The 17,927-nt window shown below is 71.3% G+C and carries 15 protein-coding genes, 1 tRNA gene and 2 pseudogenes; 7 read left to right on the top strand and 11 right to left on the bottom strand.

The genetic code is table 11. The features are described 5' to 3' along the window. Nucleotides 1–114: 114 nt before the first annotated feature. Nucleotides 115–1,332 carry a cytochrome P450 family protein gene (locus tag VT50_RS00655; RefSeq protein ID WP_046084490.1) on the top strand — a complete coding sequence of 406 codons (1,218 nt, stop codon included), beginning with the start codon at nt 115–117 and terminating at the stop codon, nt 1,330–1,332. Nucleotides 1,333–1,499: 167 nt separating this feature from the next. On the opposite strand, the gene VT50_RS00650 is transcribed toward VT50_RS00655, so the two are convergent. Next, nucleotides 1,500–1,572 (bottom strand) — tRNA-Thr (locus VT50_RS00650). A gap of 178 nt (nt 1,573–1,750) precedes the next feature. On the opposite strand from VT50_RS00650, the gene VT50_RS00645 reads away from it, so the two are divergent. The 3 genes from VT50_RS00645 (at nt 1,751) to VT50_RS00635 (ending at nt 4,571) form a co-directional block, all read left to right on the top strand. Next, nucleotides 1,751–2,887: an ABC transporter ATP-binding protein gene (locus VT50_RS00645; protein WP_046084489.1), complete on the top strand. Its 1,137-nt coding sequence runs from the start codon at nt 1,751–1,753 to the stop codon at nt 2,885–2,887. Between the two features lie 390 nt (nt 2,888–3,277). Further along, nucleotides 3,278–3,697, top strand: coding sequence for a hypothetical protein (locus VT50_RS00640; RefSeq protein ID WP_046084488.1), 420 nt, complete (start codon nt 3,278–3,280; stop codon nt 3,695–3,697). Between the two features lie 73 nt (nt 3,698–3,770). After that, nucleotides 3,771–4,571, top strand: a complete 801-nt coding sequence (locus tag VT50_RS00635) for a nucleotidyltransferase family protein (protein ID WP_046084521.1) — start codon at nt 3,771–3,773, stop codon at nt 4,569–4,571. Between the two features lie 608 nt (nt 4,572–5,179). Here the strand turns inward: VT50_RS00635 and VT50_RS00630 are convergent. The 6 genes from VT50_RS00630 to VT50_RS00605 form a co-directional block, all read right to left on the bottom strand. Continuing rightward, complete coding sequence (locus tag VT50_RS00630; protein WP_078840860.1) at nt 5,180–6,910, bottom strand: DoxX family protein; 1,731 nt, start codon at nt 6,908–6,910, stop codon at nt 5,180–5,182. A gap of 229 nt (nt 6,911–7,139) precedes the next feature. Next, complete coding sequence (gene rlmB, locus VT50_RS00625) at nt 7,140–8,090, bottom strand: 23S rRNA (guanosine(2251)-2'-O)-methyltransferase RlmB (RefSeq protein ID WP_046088490.1); 951 nt, start codon at nt 8,088–8,090, stop codon at nt 7,140–7,142. A 173-nt stretch (nt 8,091–8,263) separates the two neighbouring features. Further along, nucleotides 8,264–9,661: a cysteine--tRNA ligase gene (gene cysS, locus VT50_RS00620; RefSeq protein WP_046088489.1), complete on the bottom strand. Its 1,398-nt coding sequence runs from the start codon at nt 9,659–9,661 to the stop codon at nt 8,264–8,266. Nucleotides 9,662–9,798: 137 nt separating this feature from the next. Next, nucleotides 9,799–10,293: a 2-C-methyl-D-erythritol 2,4-cyclodiphosphate synthase gene (ispF, locus tag VT50_RS00615; protein ID WP_046088488.1), complete on the bottom strand. Its 495-nt coding sequence runs from the start codon at nt 10,291–10,293 to the stop codon at nt 9,799–9,801. Beyond that, a complete protein-coding gene (ispD, locus tag VT50_RS00610) occupies nt 10,283–11,086 on the bottom strand; it encodes a 2-C-methyl-D-erythritol 4-phosphate cytidylyltransferase (protein WP_046088487.1) in 804 nt (267 codons plus the stop codon). Before ispD ends, ispF begins: the two co-directional genes overlap by 11 nt. 345 nt (nt 11,087–11,431) lie before the next feature. Then, nucleotides 11,432–11,914: a CarD family transcriptional regulator gene (locus VT50_RS00605; protein ID WP_009716930.1), complete on the bottom strand. Its 483-nt coding sequence runs from the start codon at nt 11,912–11,914 to the stop codon at nt 11,432–11,434. 676 nt (nt 11,915–12,590) lie between these two features. On the opposite strand from VT50_RS00605, the gene VT50_RS00595 reads away from it, so the two are divergent. After that, nucleotides 12,591–13,325, top strand: a complete 735-nt coding sequence (locus VT50_RS00595) for a hypothetical protein (protein WP_046088486.1) — start codon at nt 12,591–12,593, stop codon at nt 13,323–13,325. Nucleotides 13,326–13,450: 125 nt separating this feature from the next. Here VT50_RS00595 and VT50_RS38190 read toward each other — a convergent pair. The 4 genes and pseudogenes from VT50_RS38190 to phoR form a co-directional block, all read right to left on the bottom strand. Beyond that, nucleotides 13,451–13,537: pseudogene (locus VT50_RS38190) on the bottom strand (DNA-binding response regulator); the annotation flags it as partial. 90 nt (nt 13,538–13,627) lie between these two features. After that, nucleotides 13,628–13,714 (bottom strand): annotated as a pseudogene (locus VT50_RS41540) (DNA-binding response regulator); the annotation flags it as partial. A 90-nt stretch (nt 13,715–13,804) separates the two neighbouring features. Then, complete coding sequence (phoP, locus tag VT50_RS00590; RefSeq protein WP_044573460.1) at nt 13,805–14,485, bottom strand: two-component system response regulator PhoP; 681 nt, start codon at nt 14,483–14,485, stop codon at nt 13,805–13,807. Beyond that, nucleotides 14,482–15,777, bottom strand: a complete 1,296-nt coding sequence (gene phoR / locus VT50_RS00585; RefSeq protein ID WP_046086510.1) for a two-component system sensor histidine kinase PhoR — start codon at nt 15,775–15,777, stop codon at nt 14,482–14,484. The genes phoP and phoR overlap by 4 nt, the downstream gene beginning before the upstream one ends. A 331-nt stretch (nt 15,778–16,108) precedes the next feature. On the opposite strand from phoR, the gene phoU reads away from it, so the two are divergent. Together phoU and VT50_RS00575 are read left to right on the top strand one after the other, a co-directional pair. After that, nucleotides 16,109–16,786: a phosphate signaling complex protein PhoU gene (gene phoU, locus VT50_RS00580; RefSeq protein ID WP_046086511.1), complete on the top strand. Its 678-nt coding sequence runs from the start codon at nt 16,109–16,111 to the stop codon at nt 16,784–16,786. A gap of 428 nt (nt 16,787–17,214) precedes the next feature. Beyond that, nucleotides 17,215–17,445 carry a hypothetical protein gene (locus VT50_RS00575; RefSeq protein WP_046086512.1) on the top strand — a complete coding sequence of 77 codons (231 nt, stop codon included), beginning with the start codon at nt 17,215–17,217 and terminating at the stop codon, nt 17,443–17,445. The last annotated feature ends 482 nt before the right edge of the window (nt 17,446–17,927 follow it).

Below are 17,927 nucleotides of genomic sequence, written 5' to 3'. Positions count from 1 at the left end.
TCCGGGCCCGGATCCGGGCCCGCTTCGAAGTCTTTGCATCGCGCCTGTGGCATCAGGAGGGCCGACCTAGGGTCATCCGGGACGAAAGGGCCCCGGATGGCTGAGGGAGACGGCATGGCCGCCACACGGACACTCTCCAAGTACTGGCTGCTCACGAACGATTTCATCCAGAACCCGTATCCCGTTCTGGAATACGTCCGCCAGGAGCGCCCGGTGTGTGAGGTCTCCCTGCCCGGCGGCGGCCGTGCCTGGGTGGTGACCCGGTACGACGACGCCAAGGCGGCCCTCGCCGACCCGCGGTTCAGCCGTGACATCCACGTCCACTACCGGCTGATGTCACGCAAGTCGGGCCGCGCCATGACCCCTCCCGCCGAGGAGGCCAACCACTTGGCCAACCTCGAGCCACCCCGCCACACCCCGCTGCGCAAGGCCATCAGCTTCGCCTTCACCCCGCGCCGCGCCGAGGCGCTGCGGCCGCGGGTGGTGGAGATCGCCGACGAGCTGCTCAACCGGCTGGCCGACCAGGCCCGCCCGGATCTGATCGCCGGGTACGCCGAGCCGCTGCCCGTGATGACCATCGCCGAGCTGATGGGGGTGCCCGCCGAGGCGTGGCCGGACTTCCTGCGCTGGTCCCAGGCACTGCGCGAGCACTCGCCGACCGACACCTCGGGCGTCCTGGACCGCAACATCCGGGACCTGTCGGCCTATATGTCCGCCCTGATCGCCCAGAAGGAGCGGGAGCCGGACGACGGTCTGCTCTCCTCCCTCATCCACGCCGACCCCGAGCGCCGGCTGACCCTCACCGAGATCCTCTCCACCAGCTTCGCCCTGATGACGGGCGGCAACGACACCACCGCCAGTCTCGTCGGCGGCGTGATCGCCGCCCTCCTCACCCACCCGCGGGAACGCGCCCAGCTCCTCGCCGAACCGGGCCGCTGGGGCGCCGCGACGGACGAGCTGATCCGCTACGTCAACCCGATCAGCAACGCGCTGCAGCGCGTCACCACCGAGCCGGTGGAGATCGGCGGGGTCACCATTCCGGCCGATGAGGTCGTCATCATCTCGGTGCTGTCCGCCAACCGGGACCCCGATCAGTTCCCCGTCCACCCGGAGATGCTCGACCTCACCCGCCCGAAGCCCGCCCATCTCAGCTTCGGCTTCGGCATCCACTACTGCTCCGGCGCCCATCTCGCCAAGATCATCACCGAGACCGCCGCCCGCCGCCTCTTCGAGCGCTTCCCCGAGGCCCGCCTCGCGATCCCGCCCGCGGAACTCCGCTACCAGCAGGCCGGTCTGGTCCGCCCGCTCGCGGCACTCCCGGTCGCGTGGTGACCGGTCCGGTGACTCATCCGGTGACCGGTCTGGTGATCCGTCTGGTGGCCCGTCCCCTTCCGGCGGCTCCCGGCGACCGCGAAGCCCGCCTCCGCGATCACCCCTAGCCGCCAGAAGCCCCGGAGGACGTGCCCTCCGGGGCTTCTTCGTTCGCTGCTCGGGCGCAGAGCCGACTGTCGGGTTCGAACCGACGACCTTCGCTTTACAAGAGCGGTGCTCTACCAGCTGAGCTAAGTCGGCGTCCCCAGCAGTGTACCTGGCTCCTTGGGGGTGATCCGTTCGAAAATTTCCCTGGTCCTGGCTAGAGACAGGGCCGCCCTCGCCGGTATAGCGTCACGCCAATCCACCTCCGGTGGACTAGACCCCTCCTTTACTCGGATCGTCCGGCACGTTCCTGCCGGTGAAGGGAAAGATCACCATGGCCACGGTCACGTACGACAAGGCGACCCGGGTGTACCCGGGCACCGAGAAGCCCGCCGTCGACCAGCTCGACATCTCCATCGAGGACGGCGAGTTCCTCGTACTCGTCGGCCCCTCCGGCTGCGGGAAGTCGACCTCCCTGCGGATGCTCGCGGGTCTGGAGGACGTCAACGGCGGGGCCATCCGGATCGGCGACCGCGACGTCACCCACCTGCCGCCGAAGGACCGGGACATCGCCATGGTGTTCCAGAACTACGCGCTGTACCCGCACATGTCCGTCGCCCAGAACATGGGCTTCGCGCTCAAGATCGCCGGTGTCAACAAGACCGAGATCCGGCAGAAGGTCGAGGACGCGGCGAAGATCCTCGACCTCACCGAGTACCTGGAGCGCAAGCCGAAGGCGCTCTCCGGTGGTCAGCGGCAGCGTGTCGCGATGGGCCGGGCGATCGTCCGGGAGCCGCAGGTGTTCCTCATGGACGAGCCGCTGTCCAACCTGGACGCCAAGCTGCGCGTGCAGACCCGTACCCAGATCGCCAGCCTGCAGCGGCGGCTGGGCATCACCACGGTGTACGTCACCCACGACCAGGTCGAGGCCATGACCATGGGCGACCGGGTCGCGGTGCTCAAGGACGGGCTGCTGCAGCAGGTCGACTCGCCGCGCAGCATGTACGACCGCCCCGCCAACCTCTTCGTCGCGGGCTTCATCGGCTCGCCCGCGATGAACCTGGTCGAGGTGCCGATCACCGACGGCGGCGTGAAGTTCGGCAACAGCGTCGTCCCGGTCTCGCGTGAGGCGCTGAGCGCCGCGTCCGACAAGGGCGACCGCACGGTCACCGTGGGTGTCCGGCCCGAGCACTTCGACGTGGTCGAGCAGAACGGCGACGCCGCCCAGGGCCTCACCAAGGCGTCCGACGACGCCCCGGCCGGTCTCGCCGTCACCGTCAACGTCGTCGAGGAGCTCGGCGCCGACGGCTACGTCTACGGCACCGCCGAGGTCGGCGGCGAGGTCAAGGACCTGGTCGTCCGCGTGAACGGGCGCCAGGTGCCGGAGAAGGGCGCGCAGCTGCACGTCGTGCCGCGGCCGGGCGAGACGCACGTCTTCTCGACCTCGTCCGGGGAGCGGCTCAGCGACTGAGGCCGCTGGCCCGTCAGTTCGTTCGTTCCGACGGCGCCGCTCGTCCGCTCCAGGCGGACGGGCGGCGCTGTCGCGTTCGCGCTGGGCTTCGCGTTGGGTGGGCAGGGAACGCTGGGTGAGCACATCGCGGGTCGCGGTGTTGCGTTGTCGATAAATTCCCCGACAATTCGAGCATTTCGCCCTTGGGCGTCAACTCTCCGAACGCCAAGAGTGGGTTTCCATCACCCGGCCCGGTGACGGAATGTCGCCAAATCGTCGCTCCTCGCTACGATCGCCGCGTACGCAGTTCCGCACCGCAGTCGGTTCCGCACCGCAGTGCCGTACCGCGGTGCCGCACCACCAGTCCGCACCACCACCACTCCGTACCGCCCACCCGCGAGGAACCACCCCGTGAACCACGCAGCCCGCCGCATCGGCAGAACACTCGCCCTCGTCCTCCCCGTCGTGCTCGTCCTCTCCGGCACCCTCGCGGTCACCCGCGTCCCCTGGGCCTCGCCGAGCGCCGAGTCGCAGATCCTCACCGCCTCCGCCGACCGGGCGTCCACCCGTGCCACCCACCGGGCCCCGCACGAGCTGCTGCGCGACCGGCTGCTCGCCGAGCTCCAGGAGAAGAACCCCTCCGTGGCGCTCACCCACCTCCAGGTGGCGACGGCGGAACGGCCCTCGCTGGCCAAGCACTGCGCCTCCATCGCCCGGGCGCTCGGGCGCGCCGCGGTCGCCAAGTACGGCGGGGTGAGCCGCGCCCAGGCGTACGCACGGCCCGTCTGCGACACCTCGTTCGCGTCCGGAACCACCCAGGCGTACCGCTGATCCCGCCCTTCCCGCCCTCGCTCCCGCTCCGGCTCCGCCTGCGGTGGTCCCCGCACCGCATATGGTGCGGTTCATGAGCGATGACGACGAGCGCAGGCCCGGGCATCACCACCAGACCGCGCGCCCCACACAAGCCGTCGTCCTGGCCGGAGGCCAGGGCTCACGGCTGCGTCCGTACACCGACGACCGCCCCAAGCCGATGGTCGAGATCCCGGGCACCGGGATTCCGATCATCGGCCACCAACTGGCCTGGCTGGCCGCCGAAGGCGTCACCGACGCCGTGGTCTCCTGCGGCCACCTCGCCGCCGTCCTCCAGGACTGGCTCGAGGCGGCGGATCTGCCGCTGCGGGTGCGGACCGTCGTCGAGAAGGAGCCGCTGGGGCGCGGCGGCGGCCTGAAGTTCGCCGCCGCCAGGCTCCCCGAGCCCGAGCAGCCCTGGTACGCCACCAACGGCGACATCTGGACCCGCTTCTCGCTCCGCGACATGGCGGACTTCCACGACGAGCGCGGCGCCACCGCCACGCTCGCGCTCGCGCGGCCGCGCATTCCGTGGGGGGCGGTGGAGACCAATGAGTTCGGCCACGTCCTGGACTTCATCGAGTCGCCGCCCTCGCCGTACCTCATCAACGCGGGCGTCTACGTCTTCTCCGCCGCCTTCACCGCGCTGCTGCCCGACCGGGGCGACCACGAGCGCACCACCTTCCCGCGCCTGGCGCGGGAACGTCGGCTGGCGGGCTTTCCGCTGCCCCAGGGGGCGTACTGGCGGGCCATCGACACGGCCAAGGACCTGACCGAAGCCGCCAAGGAACTGGCCGCGGGCCCCGCGCCCCACGGGCACGGCCCCTTCGACACGAGGCCCGTGCCACACGGCTGAGCACCCGCACCACACAACGCGGTCGCCTGCGGCGGGCTGTTCCCCCACCCCGCCCCTTCCCGAAACTGGAGCTCCGCCCCAGCCCCCCTAGACCTCCGCTCCCGGGTCCCGCAGGAACTCCGCCCCAGACCCCGCAGGGAGACCGCCCCGGCTCCCGCCCGGGACCCCACCTCGGACCCCGCCAGGGCCTCGCCCCAAACGCCGCGCGGGACCCCGCCCCACACCCCGGGGGCCCGGGGGCGGAGCCCCCGGTAACGGAAAGGGGCGGGGAGGGGAACAGCCCCCACCGAAACTCCACCCCACACCTCACGAAAGCTCTACACCAAACCCCACGTGAGGCACACCCCAGACCCCGCAGGACACCGCCCCGGGCTCCCGGAGGCTGGGGCTGAGCCCCAGTTTCGGAAAGGAGCGGGGAGGGGAACCAGCCCCCACCGAAACTCCACCCCACACCTCGCGAAAGCTCTACACCAAACCCCACGTGAGGCACACCCCAGACCCCGCAGGACACCGCCCCGGGCTCCCGGAGGCTGGGGCTGGGCCCCAGTTTCGGGAAGGGGCGGGGAGGGGAACAGCCCGCCGCAGACGACCCAGTGCGGGGGCGGTGCTCAGCCCAAGAGGCCGCCCAGGGCGGCCTCCTCGGCGGCCGGGTCGCCGTCGCCTGAGGTGTTGTCCTCCGGGGGCCCGCCCTCCGGGCCACCCGCGGATTGGCCGCCCTCGCCGCCCAGAGACGACGCGCCCGGCGCCGTCGGGGCGAGCGGGTGGCGCGGGGACCGGGGGGTCGTCCCCAGGCCCGGGCGGGGCCGGGACGCGCCGCTGGGGCGGCCAGAGGTGCCGGACGCCGAATCCGTCGCGCTCGGCACCCCGGCCGAGGACGCGGACGTCGACGAGTCCGAGGCGGACGGCTCGGGCCGGTGCGACAGCCGCTCGCGCGGCGACGGAGCGCCCGCCGAGCCGCCCCCGCCCGTGCCCACCGTCCCGCGCAACCCGCCGCGCGGGCTCTCCGCGGGCTTGCTGGGCAGCGGTGAGCCGGGGAGGTTGTTCGTCGGCAGATCGCTCGGCTCCGGCGCCTTCACGACCTCCGAGGACCGTACGGCGGCGCCCAGCATCGAGCCCACCAGCAGCGTCAGCCCGGCGATCACCGTCGCCATCACGCCGCCGCGGCGCAGCACCCGGCGCCGCAGCTCCCACAGTTCGGCCCGGGGGCCGAGCCGCCGCCACGCCTCGCCCGCGAGGCGGCCGTCCACCGAGTAGACCGGCGCGCCCGCGATGATCAGCGGGCTCCAGGCGGCGAGGTAGATGATGTCGGGCGCGTCGTAGACCGGCACCGTGCGCCAGCTCACCGTGACGATCAGCGCGGCGGACAGCAGCGCGCCGAACGAGGCGGCCAGCCGCTGCCACAGCCCGAGCACGGTGAGCACTCCGACCACGATCTGCAGGAACGCCACGGTCAGCCCGGCGCCCACCGGATGCGCCAGCGCCAGGTCGCGCAGCGGCTCGGCGATCGGCCAGGGGTGCAGCCTCCGCAGCCAGGTGACCATCGAACCGCGCTCACCGCCGTCGAAGTAGACGGGGTCGGAGAGCTTGCCCATCCCGCCGTAGATGGAGATGAAGCCGAGGAAGATGCGCAGCGGGAGCAGCACGACGCCGAGGTTCGTCCGGCGCCCGGGGTAGTACGCGTGGCGTACGGAATCGGCGTGGCGGCGCGGGCGCGGAACCGCGCCGCGCCGCTGGTCCCGCGCTTCGTCCCGCTCGCCGTCGAGGGCTCCCGGGCGCCCGGAGGACGCGCCGCGCCGCTCCACCCCGGCCGCCCTGGCCACCGCACTCGCCCTGCCCGCCTCCGGGCCGTCCGCGCCCGGACGCCGCCGCCCGCCGGACGACCGGGGCACGGACTCCGTACGGGGGTTGCGCGGGCCGATGACCGTGGGTGCCGTGTCGTCGTCGAAGGCGATCCGCGGCAGCACCTGCGTGGCGCCCACGTCCTCGGCGCCCTCGCCGGGCCGGGGACGGCCCAAACCATCGTTCAGGCCGTCGGACAGACTGTCGGTCAGACCCTCGGAGGAGTACCGCACGGCCTGCAGCAGCCGGGTCGCCGCGGCGTCCCCGCCGGGGCGGGTGCGGCCGCTCCACACCACGGGCGGCCGACGCCGACCGGGGGCCGGGACGCGGGCGAGCCGGGCCGTGTCCGTCAGCGCGCTGCTGACGACCGGGGCGCTGAGCTGCACCCGGAAGCTCGGGGCATTGACGGCGACCTGCGCCGGATCGCATGGCACCTTGGCCATGGTCAGCTGTGGTTCGTCGTCGAATCCCCCCGCGCGTCCCGCCAGGGGCGAAGGCATGCGGGCTTTTCTGGTCTCCACGCCCAACTAACCGAGTGACGGACGGGAAAGACACTGCCAGGGACGTCCCGATCTGTCCGAGGCCCGTCAAGATCATCGGCCAGGGGGCAGCGCCACGGACCGAGGCACGCGGGTCCCAGGTCAGGTCCGGGTCACGCCCGGCGCCGTACCGCCCGTACCAACGTCACGCCCAACGTCACACCCAGCGCCGTACCGCTCCCGTCAGCGATCACGCCCGGCGGCGTGCCGCCTCGTACAGGACGACGCCCGCCGCGACCCCCGCGTTCAGCGACTCCGCGCCGCCCGGCATCGGAATCCGCACCCGCAGATCGCAGGTCTCGCCCACCAGCCGCGACAGCCCCTTGCCCTCGCTGCCGACGACGATCACGACCGGGCCGTCCAGCACCGCGAGGTCCTGCAGCTCGACATCGCCGTCCGCCGCCAGCCCGACCACCGTCAGGCCCGCCTTCTGGTAGGCCTCCAGGGTCCGGGTGAGGTTGGTCGCGCGGGCGACCGGGGTGCGGGCGGCGGCGCCCGCGGAGGTCTTCCACGCGCCCGCGGTCATCCCGGCCGCGCGCCGCTCCGGTACGACCACGCCGTGGCCGCCGAAGGCGGACACCGAGCGGACCACCGCACCCAGGTTGCGCGGATCCGTGACGCCGTCGAGGGCGACGATCAGCGGGTCCTCGCCGTCGTCGACGGCGGCGGCGCTCAGGTCCTCGGGGTGGGCGTATTCGTACGGCGGCACCTGGAGCACCAGGCCCTGGTGGTTCAGCCCGTTCGTCATCCGGTCCAGCTCGGCCTTGGGCGCCTCCATGAGGTGGACGCCGCCGCGGTCGGCCGCGACCTTCAGCGCCTCGCGCACCCGGTCGTCGCTGTCGATGAACTGCTGCACATACAGCGTGTTCGCAGGAACGCCCTCGCGCAGCGCCTCGACCACCGGGTTACGGCCCACCACCAGCTCGTTCGAACCCTTGCCGCCGCGCCGCGGTACGGGGCGCTTGGCGGCCTGGCGGGTGCGGGCGTTGGCCATCCGCTGCTTGACGTGTCCCTTGCGCATCTCGGCGGGCGGGGTGGGCCCCTTGCCCTCGAGGGCGCGGCGCCGCTTACCGCCGCTGCCGACCGTCGCGCCCTTCTTATTGCTGGTACGGCGGTTCCTGCGCTGGCTGTTGCCGGCCATGAATGTCACCTGTCTCTTCACTGCTCAGCGCTGCTCGGCAAACGGCAACGGAAAACGTCGAACGTCACACGCATACGCACGTACACGCATACGCACACGCGTCCACGGTCGTACGGTCGTATGTACGGTCACAAGTGTGCCGCCCGACCCAGCGGGCGGCACAAACAGCGAGGTCAGCGAGTGCCCAGCTCCCAGCGCGGCCCGGACGGGGTGTCCTCGATCACCAGACCCGACTGCTGCAGCTGATCGCGGATCGCGTCCGCCGTCGCGTAGTCCTTACGGGCCCGCGCGGCCTGCCGCTGCTCCAGGACCAGCCGGACGAGGGAATCGACCACGCCGTGCAGATCCTCACCCCGGTCCGAACCGCCCGCCCAGTGCTCATCGAGCGGATCGAGGCCCAGCACGCCCAGCATGGCCCGCACCTCGGCGAGCCGGGCGACCGCCGCCTCCTTGTCGTCGGCGGTCAGGGCGGAGTTCCCCTGGCGGACGGTGGTGTGGACGACCGCGAGCGCCTGCGGCACCCCGAGGTCGTCGTCCATCGCCTCGGCGAACGCGGGCGGCACCTCGGCGGCGGGCTCCACGCTCCCGGCCTTCTCCACCACGCGCTGGATGAAGCCCTCGATCCGCGCGAACGCCGACTCGGCCTCGCGCAGGGCCTCCTCGCTGTACTCGATCATCGAGCGGTAGTGCGGGGTGCCCAGGTAGTAGCGGAGCACGATCGGACGCCAGCGCTTGACCATCTCGGAGACCAGCACCGAGTTGCCGAGCGACTTGCTCATCTTCTCGCCGCTCATGGTCACCCAGGCGTTGTGCGCCCAGTAGGCGGCGAAGTCATCGCCGAACGCCTTGGCCTGCGCGATCTCGTTCTCATGGTGGGGAAAGATCAGGTCGACGCCGCCGCCGTGGATGTCGAAGGCGCGCCCGAGGTACTTGTGCGCCATCGCCGAGCACTCCAGGTGCCAGCCCGGACGGCCGCGCCCCCACGGGGTCTCCCAGCTGGGCTCCCCCGGCTTCGCCGCCTTCCACATGGCGAAATCGCGCGGGTCGCGCTTGCCGGTCTCGCCCTCGCCCGAGGGCTGGCGCAGCCCGTCCAGATCCTGGTTGGAGAGCCGCAGATACTCGGGGAACGAGCGCACATCGAAGTAGACATTGCCCTGGGCGGCATACGCATGACCCCGGTCGATCAGCTCCCGCATCATCTCGATCATCTCGGGGATATGACCGGTCGCCCGCGGCTCATAGGTCACGGGCAGGCAGCCGAGGACGTCGTACGCCTGGTTGAAGGCGCGCTCGTTCTCGTAGCCGATCGCCCACCAAGGGCGCTTCTGCTCCGCCGACTTCGCGATGATCTTGTCGTCGATGTCCGTGACATTGCGGATGAACGTCACGTCGTAGCCGCGGTGGGCGAACCAGCGGCGCATGATGTCGAAGTTCAGCCCCGACCTGATGTGCCCGATATGGGGGGCGGCCTGCACGGTCGCGCCACACAGGTAGATCGAGACGCAGCCCGGCGCGAGCGGGATGAAGTCACGGATCTGCCGGGCGCTGGTGTCGTACAGGCGAATAGTCACGCATCAAGGGTAGTGGGAAGTGAACGGTGCCCCGTGCCCGTTCCCCCACGGGGACACAGAAGCGTGACACTCGGGACGCGGGTGACACCCGGGACGCATCCGCGCACCCGCCGCCGTCACCCTCACCGCCGTCGCCGCTACCGCCGGAACACCAGGGCCGTCGCGATCGCCGCGAGCCCTTCCGCCCGACCGGTCAGGCCCAGCCCGTCCGTAGTCGTACCGGACACCGAGACGGGGGCGGCCACGGCCGCCGTCAGCGCCTTCGTCGCCGCATCGCGCCGTTTGCCGATCTTCGGCCGTACGCCGATCACCTGGATCGCCACGTTGCCGATCTCGAAGCCCGCGTCCCGGACGATCCGGGCGGCCTCGGCGAGCAGCGTGGTACCGGCCGCGCCGGACCACTCGGGGCGGTCGGTGCCGAAGTGGGCGCCGAGATCGCCGAGCCCGGCGGCGGAGAACAGCGCGTCACAGGCGGCGTGCGCGGCCACATCGCCATCGGAGTGCCCGGCGAGTCCGTACTCCTCGCCCTCCCACAGCAGCCCCGCGCACCACAGCTCACGCCCCTTCTCGAAGGCGTGCACATCGGTGCCGATGCCCACCAGGGGGAGCATCGCCGCGTCATCAGAAGCCATCGTTCGCCCTCCTGCGGGCCAGGACCGCCTCGGCCAGCACCAGATCCAGCGGCCGGGTCACCTTGAACGCCTCCTCGTGGCCGGGGACGACCACGACCTCCACGCCGAGCCGCTCCACCATGCCCGCGTCGTCCGTGGCGCCCTCGCCCTCCATGGCGATCTGCTCGTGGGCGGTCACCAGCGTGGCGCGGTCGAAGCCCTGCGGGGTCTGGACGGCGCGCAGCAGGGCGCGCTCGGGGGTGCCGACGACCGGTTCGGGCTCACCGGCCCGCTCCCCGGTGCGCGGCTCGACCCGCTTCACTGTGTCGGTCAGCGGCAGCGCCGGGACGACGGCGGGCGCCCCGTCCCGTACGGCGGCGACGACCGCGTCCACCGTGTCCACGGGCACCAGCGGCCGGGCCGCGTCGTGCACCAGCACGGTGGTGACGGTCTCCGGGACGGCGGCCAGCCCCTTGCGTACCGACTCCTGGCGGGTCTCGCCACCGGGCACGACGACCACCTCGGTGGTGTCGCCGAGGCTGCCGCTCAGCGGATACGCGTCCAGCAGCCGCCGCACCTCGTCGGCGCCGTCCGGCGGGGCGACCACGACGACGAGGGAGACGGAGCGGGATCCGGCCATCGCCCGTACGGCGTGGACGAGCATGGGCGTACCGCTCAGCGGACGCAGCGCCTTGGGGGCGCCCGGGCCCAGCCGCACTCCGCGGCCCGCGGCGGGGATCACGGCGGCGGTACGGGCGGTACGGGCGGTTCGCCCGGACGCGCCGGAGCCGCCCTCATCCGGTGTTGCGGACATTGAGTTGGCGTTCAGGTTTGCTTCCTCAGCCGAAATGGGTATGGCCACAGCGTGCCGGGCGCGATGCCCCGACCGGCCCCTTCCGTGACGACTGGTCGAGCCAGCTGCCCGGGCCCGGCACACCTGAACATCGCGTCCCCGGATGCGCGGTGGCGCATCCGGGGGCTCTGGGCTCGCGTCGGTGGGGTTCCAAGATCACCCGGCAGATTAGCGCAGGTCAACGGGGATCAACGCAGGTCAACGGGGATCAAGGCGTCCGGCACGTACACATGCCGCAGCGCCCGGCGACAGACGATTCAGCGGGAATTCACGTCTGGGTCACTCGGGCACCACGGCATTGATTTGTCAGGACGCGAGAACCTCGTCAAGCAGGGCCTCGGCCTTGTCCTCGTTGGTGCTCTCTGCGAGGGCGAGCTCGCTCACCAGGATCTGGCGGGCCTTGGCGAGCATGCGCTTCTCACCGGCGGAGAGTCCACGCTCACGCTCTCGGCGCCACAGGTCACGCACGACCTCGGCAACCTTGATCACATCGCCGGAGGCGAGCTTCTCGAGATTTGCCTTGTAGCGACGGGACCAGTTCGTCGGCTCTTCCGCATACGGTGCACGCAGCACCTCGAAGACCCGGTCCAGCCCGTCCTGGCCAACCACATCACGCACACCGACGAACTCCGCATTGTCCGCCGGCACACGAACCGTCAGGTCACCCTGGGCGACCTTCAGCACCAAGTAGGTCTTGTCCACGCCTTTGATCTGGCGAGTTTCGATGGCCTCGATCAGCGCGGCCCCGTGATGGGGATAGACCACGGTGTCGCCAACCTTGAACGTCATGTGACAGGTACCCCTTCCGTGGCTATCCAGGGTAACACGGGAACGCCTTCTTCTGAATGGCGTTTCCGCAGGTCAGGGCATATCTCGGGGCTTGACAAGTGCGGCAGGAACGTGCTGCACAAGGCCCGCGGAACCGGGTATTCGCAGGTCGGAGCGGCTGTCCGGGCACCCTGAAACCCGCCCGTTACGCATCGGAAGAAGCCCGGACGAGTGGTCGTACGTCCCGTTTTGCCGGAGTCCAGTCGATGGACTTCCGCTACTCCGTTCGGATCAGGAGTGGGCGATCCGGCCGCGATTCGCGAATTGATCACAGAGTTGGTCACGGGGTTGATCACGTACCGCGGATCAAGTCTGTGATCAATTCTCGGACATGCATGGATTCCTTACCGATAATCTCCCGCGCGGCCGGTCAAGCTGATATTCGGGACTTCGGGACGGCGCCGTACGGATGCGTAACGCACCAGGGAAGCGCCCCGGGACCGAGCCCCGACCGAGCCGGGACCACACCGGACCCGGGCCGGACCCAAGCCGCGACCGCACCGGAACCGGCAGCGTACGGGCGTGCCGCCCCGGGGCCGAGCGCCTTGGGGCGGGTCGGGTGCGGGCCGAAGAGGGCGGATCGGTAATCTAAGCGCGCTGATCCAACCTTTACCTCGTCCTAGGAGATGCCGCCGCCGTGAGCAGCAGCCTTCGACGCGGCGCACTCGCCGCAGCCGCCATCGTGGTTTCGGTCGCCCCGCTCTCCGCCTGCGGAGCCGGGAACGACGCGCAGACACTGGAGGTCAAGCCCGACAACGCCGCGACGTCCGTCGGGGACATCAAGATCCAGAACGCCACCGTGGTGACGCAGCCGGACCGCACGGCCGAGGGCCCGGCCGTCATCACCGGCCGGCTCTTCAACAACGGCAAGAACGACCAGACCGTCAAGGCCATCACCCTCCCCGGCACCAAGACCCGGGTGAAGGTGTCCCCGGCCAAGGGCGAGAAGGGCCCGGTCGTGGTCCCGCACGGCGGCTCGGTGGCCTTCGGCGGCGAGGGCAACGCCTCCGCCGTGATCAGCGACGGGCGCGAGGCCATCCGGGACGGCAACGCGCAGCGGGTCGTCTTCGACCTCAGCTCGACCGGCAACATCCCGATCACCGCGTTCGTGGTCCCCGCGAAGAGCTACTTCAAGGGCTGGGGCCCGTCCGAGCTGCCGACCGCCAAGCCGTCGGGCTCGGCGACACCCAGCGGCAAGCCGAGTGGTACGCCCAATGGCAAGCCCAGCGGTACGCCGAGCGGCGCCGCCAGTGGCACGCCCAGTGGCACCCCGTCCGGCACGGCGAGCGGCCAGCCCGGCGGCGAGGAGAGCGGCGGCGCCCCGAACGGCATCGCCTCCGGCGAGCCCAACCCGAACGGCGGCGGTCACTGAGCCTCCCCCCCCCACCCAGACATGCGCGAGGGCGGCCCTGGAGGTCCAGGGCCGCCCTCGCGCATGAGCCGCTTGCCCACGGCTCGACCAAGCCGATCGCATTACGGCTCGACCAGCCGGTCGCTCTACGGCTCGAACTTGTAGCCCAGACCCCGCACCGTCACCAGATACCGAGGCGCACCCGGGTCCGGCTCGAGCCCCCTCCGCGTGCGCCCCTCGTACCGCTCGGCCCTGGCGGGCCTCACAGGCTTCGGGACGCTGGGCCGGACTCCGTCCCGGCGGTCCGGGGCTCAGGCCCGGCTTTACGGCTCGAACTTGTAGCCCAGACCCCGCACCGTCACCAGATACCGAGGCGCACCCGGGTCCGGCTCGAGCCCCCTCCGCGTGCGCCCCTCGCACCGCTCGGCCCTGGCGGGCCTCACAGGCTTCGGGACGCTGGGCCGGACTCCGTCCCGGCGGTCCGGGGCTCAGGCCCGGCTTTACGGCTCGAACTTGTAGCCCAGACCCCGCACCGTCACCAAGTACCGGGGCGCGCCCGGGTCCGGCTCGATCTTGGCGCGGAGGCGCTTGACGTGGACGTCGAGGGTCTTGGTGTCGCCCACGTAGTCCGCGCCCCAGACGCGGTCGATCAGCTGCATACGGGTCAGCACCCGGCCCGCGTTGCGGAGCAACATCTCCAGCAGGTCGAACTCCTTCAGCGGGAGGTCCACCTTGCCGCCACCGACCGTGACCACGTGCCGGTCGACGTCCATCCGGACCGGTCCGGCCTCCAGCGCGGCCGGGGTGACCTCCTCCGGCTCACCGCGGCGGCGCATCACGGCTCTGATCCGGGCGACCAGCTCGCGCGAGGAGAAGGGCTTGGTCACATAGTCATCGGCACCTATTTCCAGGCCGACCACCTTGTCGATCTCGCTGTCCTTGGCGGTCACCATGATCACCGGGACATTGGACCGGCCGCGCAGCTGGCGGCAGACCTCCGTACCGGGCAGGCCCGGCAGCATCAGGTCGAGGAGCACCAGGTCGGCGCCGTTCCGCTCGAACTCATCGAGCCCTTCGGGGCCCGTCGCCGCGATCGCGACCTCGAATCCCTCCTTGCGAAGCATGTACGACAGCGCGTCGCTGAACGATTCCTCGTCCTCGACGACCAGAACTCGGGTCACGGAAGGACCTCCGGGGCTGAGAGTGGTTCATTGGTGAAGGCCTCGTACGCCCGGCCGTGGTCCTCGCCATCGAGGTCTCCGGTGTCGTACGACTCGCTCGACTCGCGCGGCTGGCTCCGCGAGCGGTCCCGGTCCCGCGCCGCACCGGCTTCCGGGAGTCTCAGGGTGAAGGTGGAGCCCTGTCCCTCGGCGCTCCACACGGTGACCTCCCCGCCGTGCGAGGCGGCCACATGCTTGACGATGGCGAGCCCGAGCCCGGTCCCGCCGGTCTGCCGCGAGCGCGCCGGGTCGACCCGGTAGAAGCGCTCGAAGATCCGCTCGCGGTCCTTCTCGGAGATGCCTATGCCCTGGTCGGTCACGGCGATCTCGATCAGGTCCCCGCCGGTCGCGGGGATGCGGCGGGCGGCGATGCCGACGCGGGTACGGGCCGGGCTGTAGTTGACCGCGTTCTCGACGAGGTTGCCGAGCGCGGCGGCCAGCTGGCCGCGGTTGCCCCAGACGTGCAGATCTGCGGTGCCGCCCGTGGCCATCGTGATCTGTTTGGTGCCCGCCTGGTGACGGCACCGGTCGATGGCCTCGGCGACGAGCTCGTCCACCCGGACCGGTTCGGCGTCCTCCAGCGGGTCGTCGTTCTGCACCCGGGAGAGGTCGATGAGCTCCTGGACCAGGCTGGTCAGGCGGGTGGCCTCGACCTGCATCCGCCCGGCGAAGCGGGAGACCGCCTCCGGGTCGTCGGACGCGTCCATCACGGCCTCGGACAGCAGGGACAGCGCGCCGACCGGGGTCTTGAGCTCATGGCTGACGTTGGCGACGAAGTCGCGCCGCACGGCCTCGATCCGGCGGGCCTCGGTGAGGTCCTCCACGAGCAGCAGGACCAGCCGGGAGCCCAGCGGGGCCACCCTGGCGGAGACCGCGAGCGCGTCGCCGCCCCGGCCGGTGCCGCGGCGCGGCAGATCGAGCTCGATCTGCCGGATCTCGCCGTCCCGCCGGGTGTCGCGGGCCATCGCCAGCATCGGCTCGACGGCCAGCTTGCCGCCGCGCACCAGGCCCAGCGCGTACGCGGCCGAGCTCGCCTTGACGACGGCGTCCGCCTCGTCGAGGACGACGGCCGAGGAACGCAGGACCGACAGCACGGTGTCCACTCCGGGCGGCAACGCGGCATCGGTGTGCAGCGAGGAGCGCGTAGGCTTCGCCTGTTCGCGCTCGCTCCAGCGGAACGCCAGCATGGCGATGACGCCGGTGCACAACCCGGCGAGCGCCGCCACTGCGGCGATCGCCGCGTTCACGTTCATGCGTCCAGGTTATGCGGGCGCCGAGACCCCTCCACAGCCCCGTGACGATCCCCTCGGTCAGACGTTGCCGAGAGTTCACCGAGGAGTCGGTATCGGTTCACTCCGGACGTTTCGTCGAGCGGGGGCCACACGGGGCGGCCGGGGCCGCGTTGCCGAGAGTTCACCTGGCCATCAGGTGTGATTAACGCCGGAGGCCGGAAGCGGACGCGTTCCGGCCGGAGCGTGGAAGTGTGGGGCCCCGGGGCAAGAGCCACGGAGAACTGCCAGGAAACAGGAAACCTGTCAGAGCCTGTCAAAGATCGTCACCGAGAGTCAGCGAAAGAGGTCAGTGATGCGGGACGCGTACCACGAGGAGCTTGATTCGATCGGGGACGGCCTGGTCGATATGGCCCGGCTCGTCGGTTCGGCCATCGGCCGTGCCACCACTGCCATTCTCGACGCGGACCTCAAGCTCGCCGAGAGCGTCATCGCCGCCGACGAGAAGGTCGATGATCTGCAGCGGGAACTGGAGGGACGGGCGATAGCCCTGCTCGCCCGGCAGCAGCCGGTCGCCACCGATCTGCGGATCGTGGTGACCAGCCTGCGGATGAGCGCCGACCTGGAGCGCTCCGGCGACCTCGCGCAGCACGTCGCCAAGCTGGCCCGGCTCCGCTTCCCGGACTCGGCCGTGCCGCACGACCTGCACGCCACGATCCTGGAGATGGGTCAGCTCGCCCAGCGGCTGATGGCGAAGGCCGCCGAGGTCATCATCACCAAGGACGTCGACCTCGCGCTCCAGCTGGAGCAGGACGACGACGCGATGGACCTGCTGCACCGCGCCCTCTTCCAGCACCTGATGGACGACCGCTGGAAGCACGGCATCGAGACGGCCGTGGACGTCACGCTGCTGGGCCGCTACTACGAGCGGTTCGCGGACCACGCGGTCTCGGTCGCCAAGCGCGTGGTCTACCTGGTCACCGGCGAGCACGCCGACGAGATATCCCAGCAGGGGGACGTCGAGGGGGCGTGAACCGCTACCGGGCGTGACCATCGAGGGGGGCGGGAGCGGCTACGGGGCGTGAGCGTCTGCGACGGTGTGCATCAAAGCGCCGTACGCGCGCCCCTGCGCTCGGCCGCCGGGTCGTCGGCACCATGAGCGGCAGGTGATGTGACCCCCTCCCGAGGAGGAGACGCATGGTGGACCTCTCCACGCCCGAACCCGCTCCGGCCCATCCCGTCGGCGCGTGCGGCTGCGGCTCGGGCTGCGGCTGCGGCTGTCAGTCCGGCGGCCCGTGCCAGTGCGGCGGCAACTGCGGCTGACCGGCGCGACCGCTACGAACCGCGTGACAGAGGGCCCGGGACCGGTGTGCGGTCCCGGGCCCCCGCGCGCCGGCCACGGCCCCGCCGGCGCGTCCCGCCCGAGGTGCGGTCGGCGCCGTGAGCGGCGAGCCTGGTCCTATGGAGGACAAGACCCCGGCCCCGCCCCGCGTCGTGGTGGACGAACCGCTGGACGGCCGCCGCCGTGTGCTGATCGACGGCGCCGACGTCGGAGTGGTGGTGAGCCCGGACGAGCTCCGGCGGCTCCTGCACCGCGCGGGTGTGACGGAAGAGGGCGCGCCCCTCGACGACCCCGAGCTGATCGAATGGAACGGCGGCGGCCCCGACGACTGGCCCGCCGCGCCCCGGTGACACACACCGCTCGGCTGACGTAACAGCTGATGTAGGAGACGACAGAACCGCCACAACGTCCGGCGCCGGTCCCTCCCCTCGTGGGGACCGGTGCCGAACGCTGGAGCGGTGCCGATCCGCGCCGTACCGGTGCGGATCAGGGGGCCGGATCCGTGGTCGATGCGATGCGACCGCCGTCCTCGATGGGACCGGCTTCACGGATCTCCGGGGCTCATACGACTGCGGCTGCGACGCGCCCCTGGCCACCGTCTCGTGACCGCGGCGGAAGCTGACAGAGAACATGCGGTGCCATGGGTTGTCTCTCCGTGCGCTGAGCTGATGGCCTGGCTGGACGACTCGTGGTGGATGCGCTATCGCGGCATGATCCTGCCAGTTGCGCCTCCCACCGAGGAGGTTCCGGTATCACATCGCCGGTTTCTGCGCTGGTCAGCCATATAAAGTGAGTTTTCCGGTCCGGATGTCCAGCGCGGGGGAAGTAAGGA

This window comes from Streptomyces antioxidans (assembly GCF_000968685.2).
GTDB lineage: Bacteria > Actinomycetota > Actinomycetes > Streptomycetales > Streptomycetaceae > Streptomyces > Streptomyces antioxidans.
The sequence above is the reverse complement of the archived record's forward strand: the minus strand, read 5'-3'. Positions and strand labels throughout refer to the sequence as shown.

Excerpts from the sequence above, each read along its gene's own strand:
- VT50_RS00655 (WP_046084490.1), top strand. The coding sequence starts at position 115 with ATGGCCGCCACACGGACACTCTCCAAGTACTGGCTGCTCACGAACGAT.
- VT50_RS00645 (WP_046084489.1), top strand. The coding sequence starts at position 1,751 with ATGGCCACGGTCACGTACGACAAGGCGACCCGGGTGTACCCGGGCACC.
- VT50_RS00635 (WP_046084521.1), top strand. The coding sequence starts at position 3,771 with ATGAGCGATGACGACGAGCGCAGGCCCGGGCATCACCACCAGACCGCG.
- VT50_RS00630 (WP_078840860.1), bottom strand. The coding sequence starts at position 6,910 with ATGCCTTCGCCCCTGGCGGGACGCGCGGGGGGATTCGACGACGAACCA.
- rlmB (WP_046088490.1), bottom strand. The coding sequence starts at position 8,090 with ATGGCCGGCAACAGCCAGCGCAGGAACCGCCGTACCAGCAATAAGAAG.
- ispF (WP_046088488.1), bottom strand. The coding sequence starts at position 10,293 with ATGGCTTCTGATGACGCGGCGATGCTCCCCCTGGTGGGCATCGGCACC.
- ispD (WP_046088487.1), bottom strand. The coding sequence starts at position 11,086 with ATGTCCGCAACACCGGATGAGGGCGGCTCCGGCGCGTCCGGGCGAACC.
- VT50_RS00605 (WP_009716930.1), bottom strand. The coding sequence starts at position 11,914 with ATGACGTTCAAGGTTGGCGACACCGTGGTCTATCCCCATCACGGGGCC.
- phoR (WP_046086510.1), bottom strand. The coding sequence starts at position 15,777 with ATGAACGTGAACGCGGCGATCGCCGCAGTGGCGGCGCTCGCCGGGTTG.
- phoU (WP_046086511.1), top strand. The coding sequence starts at position 16,109 with ATGCGGGACGCGTACCACGAGGAGCTTGATTCGATCGGGGACGGCCTG.
- VT50_RS00575 (WP_046086512.1), top strand. The coding sequence starts at position 17,215 with ATGGAGGACAAGACCCCGGCCCCGCCCCGCGTCGTGGTGGACGAACCG.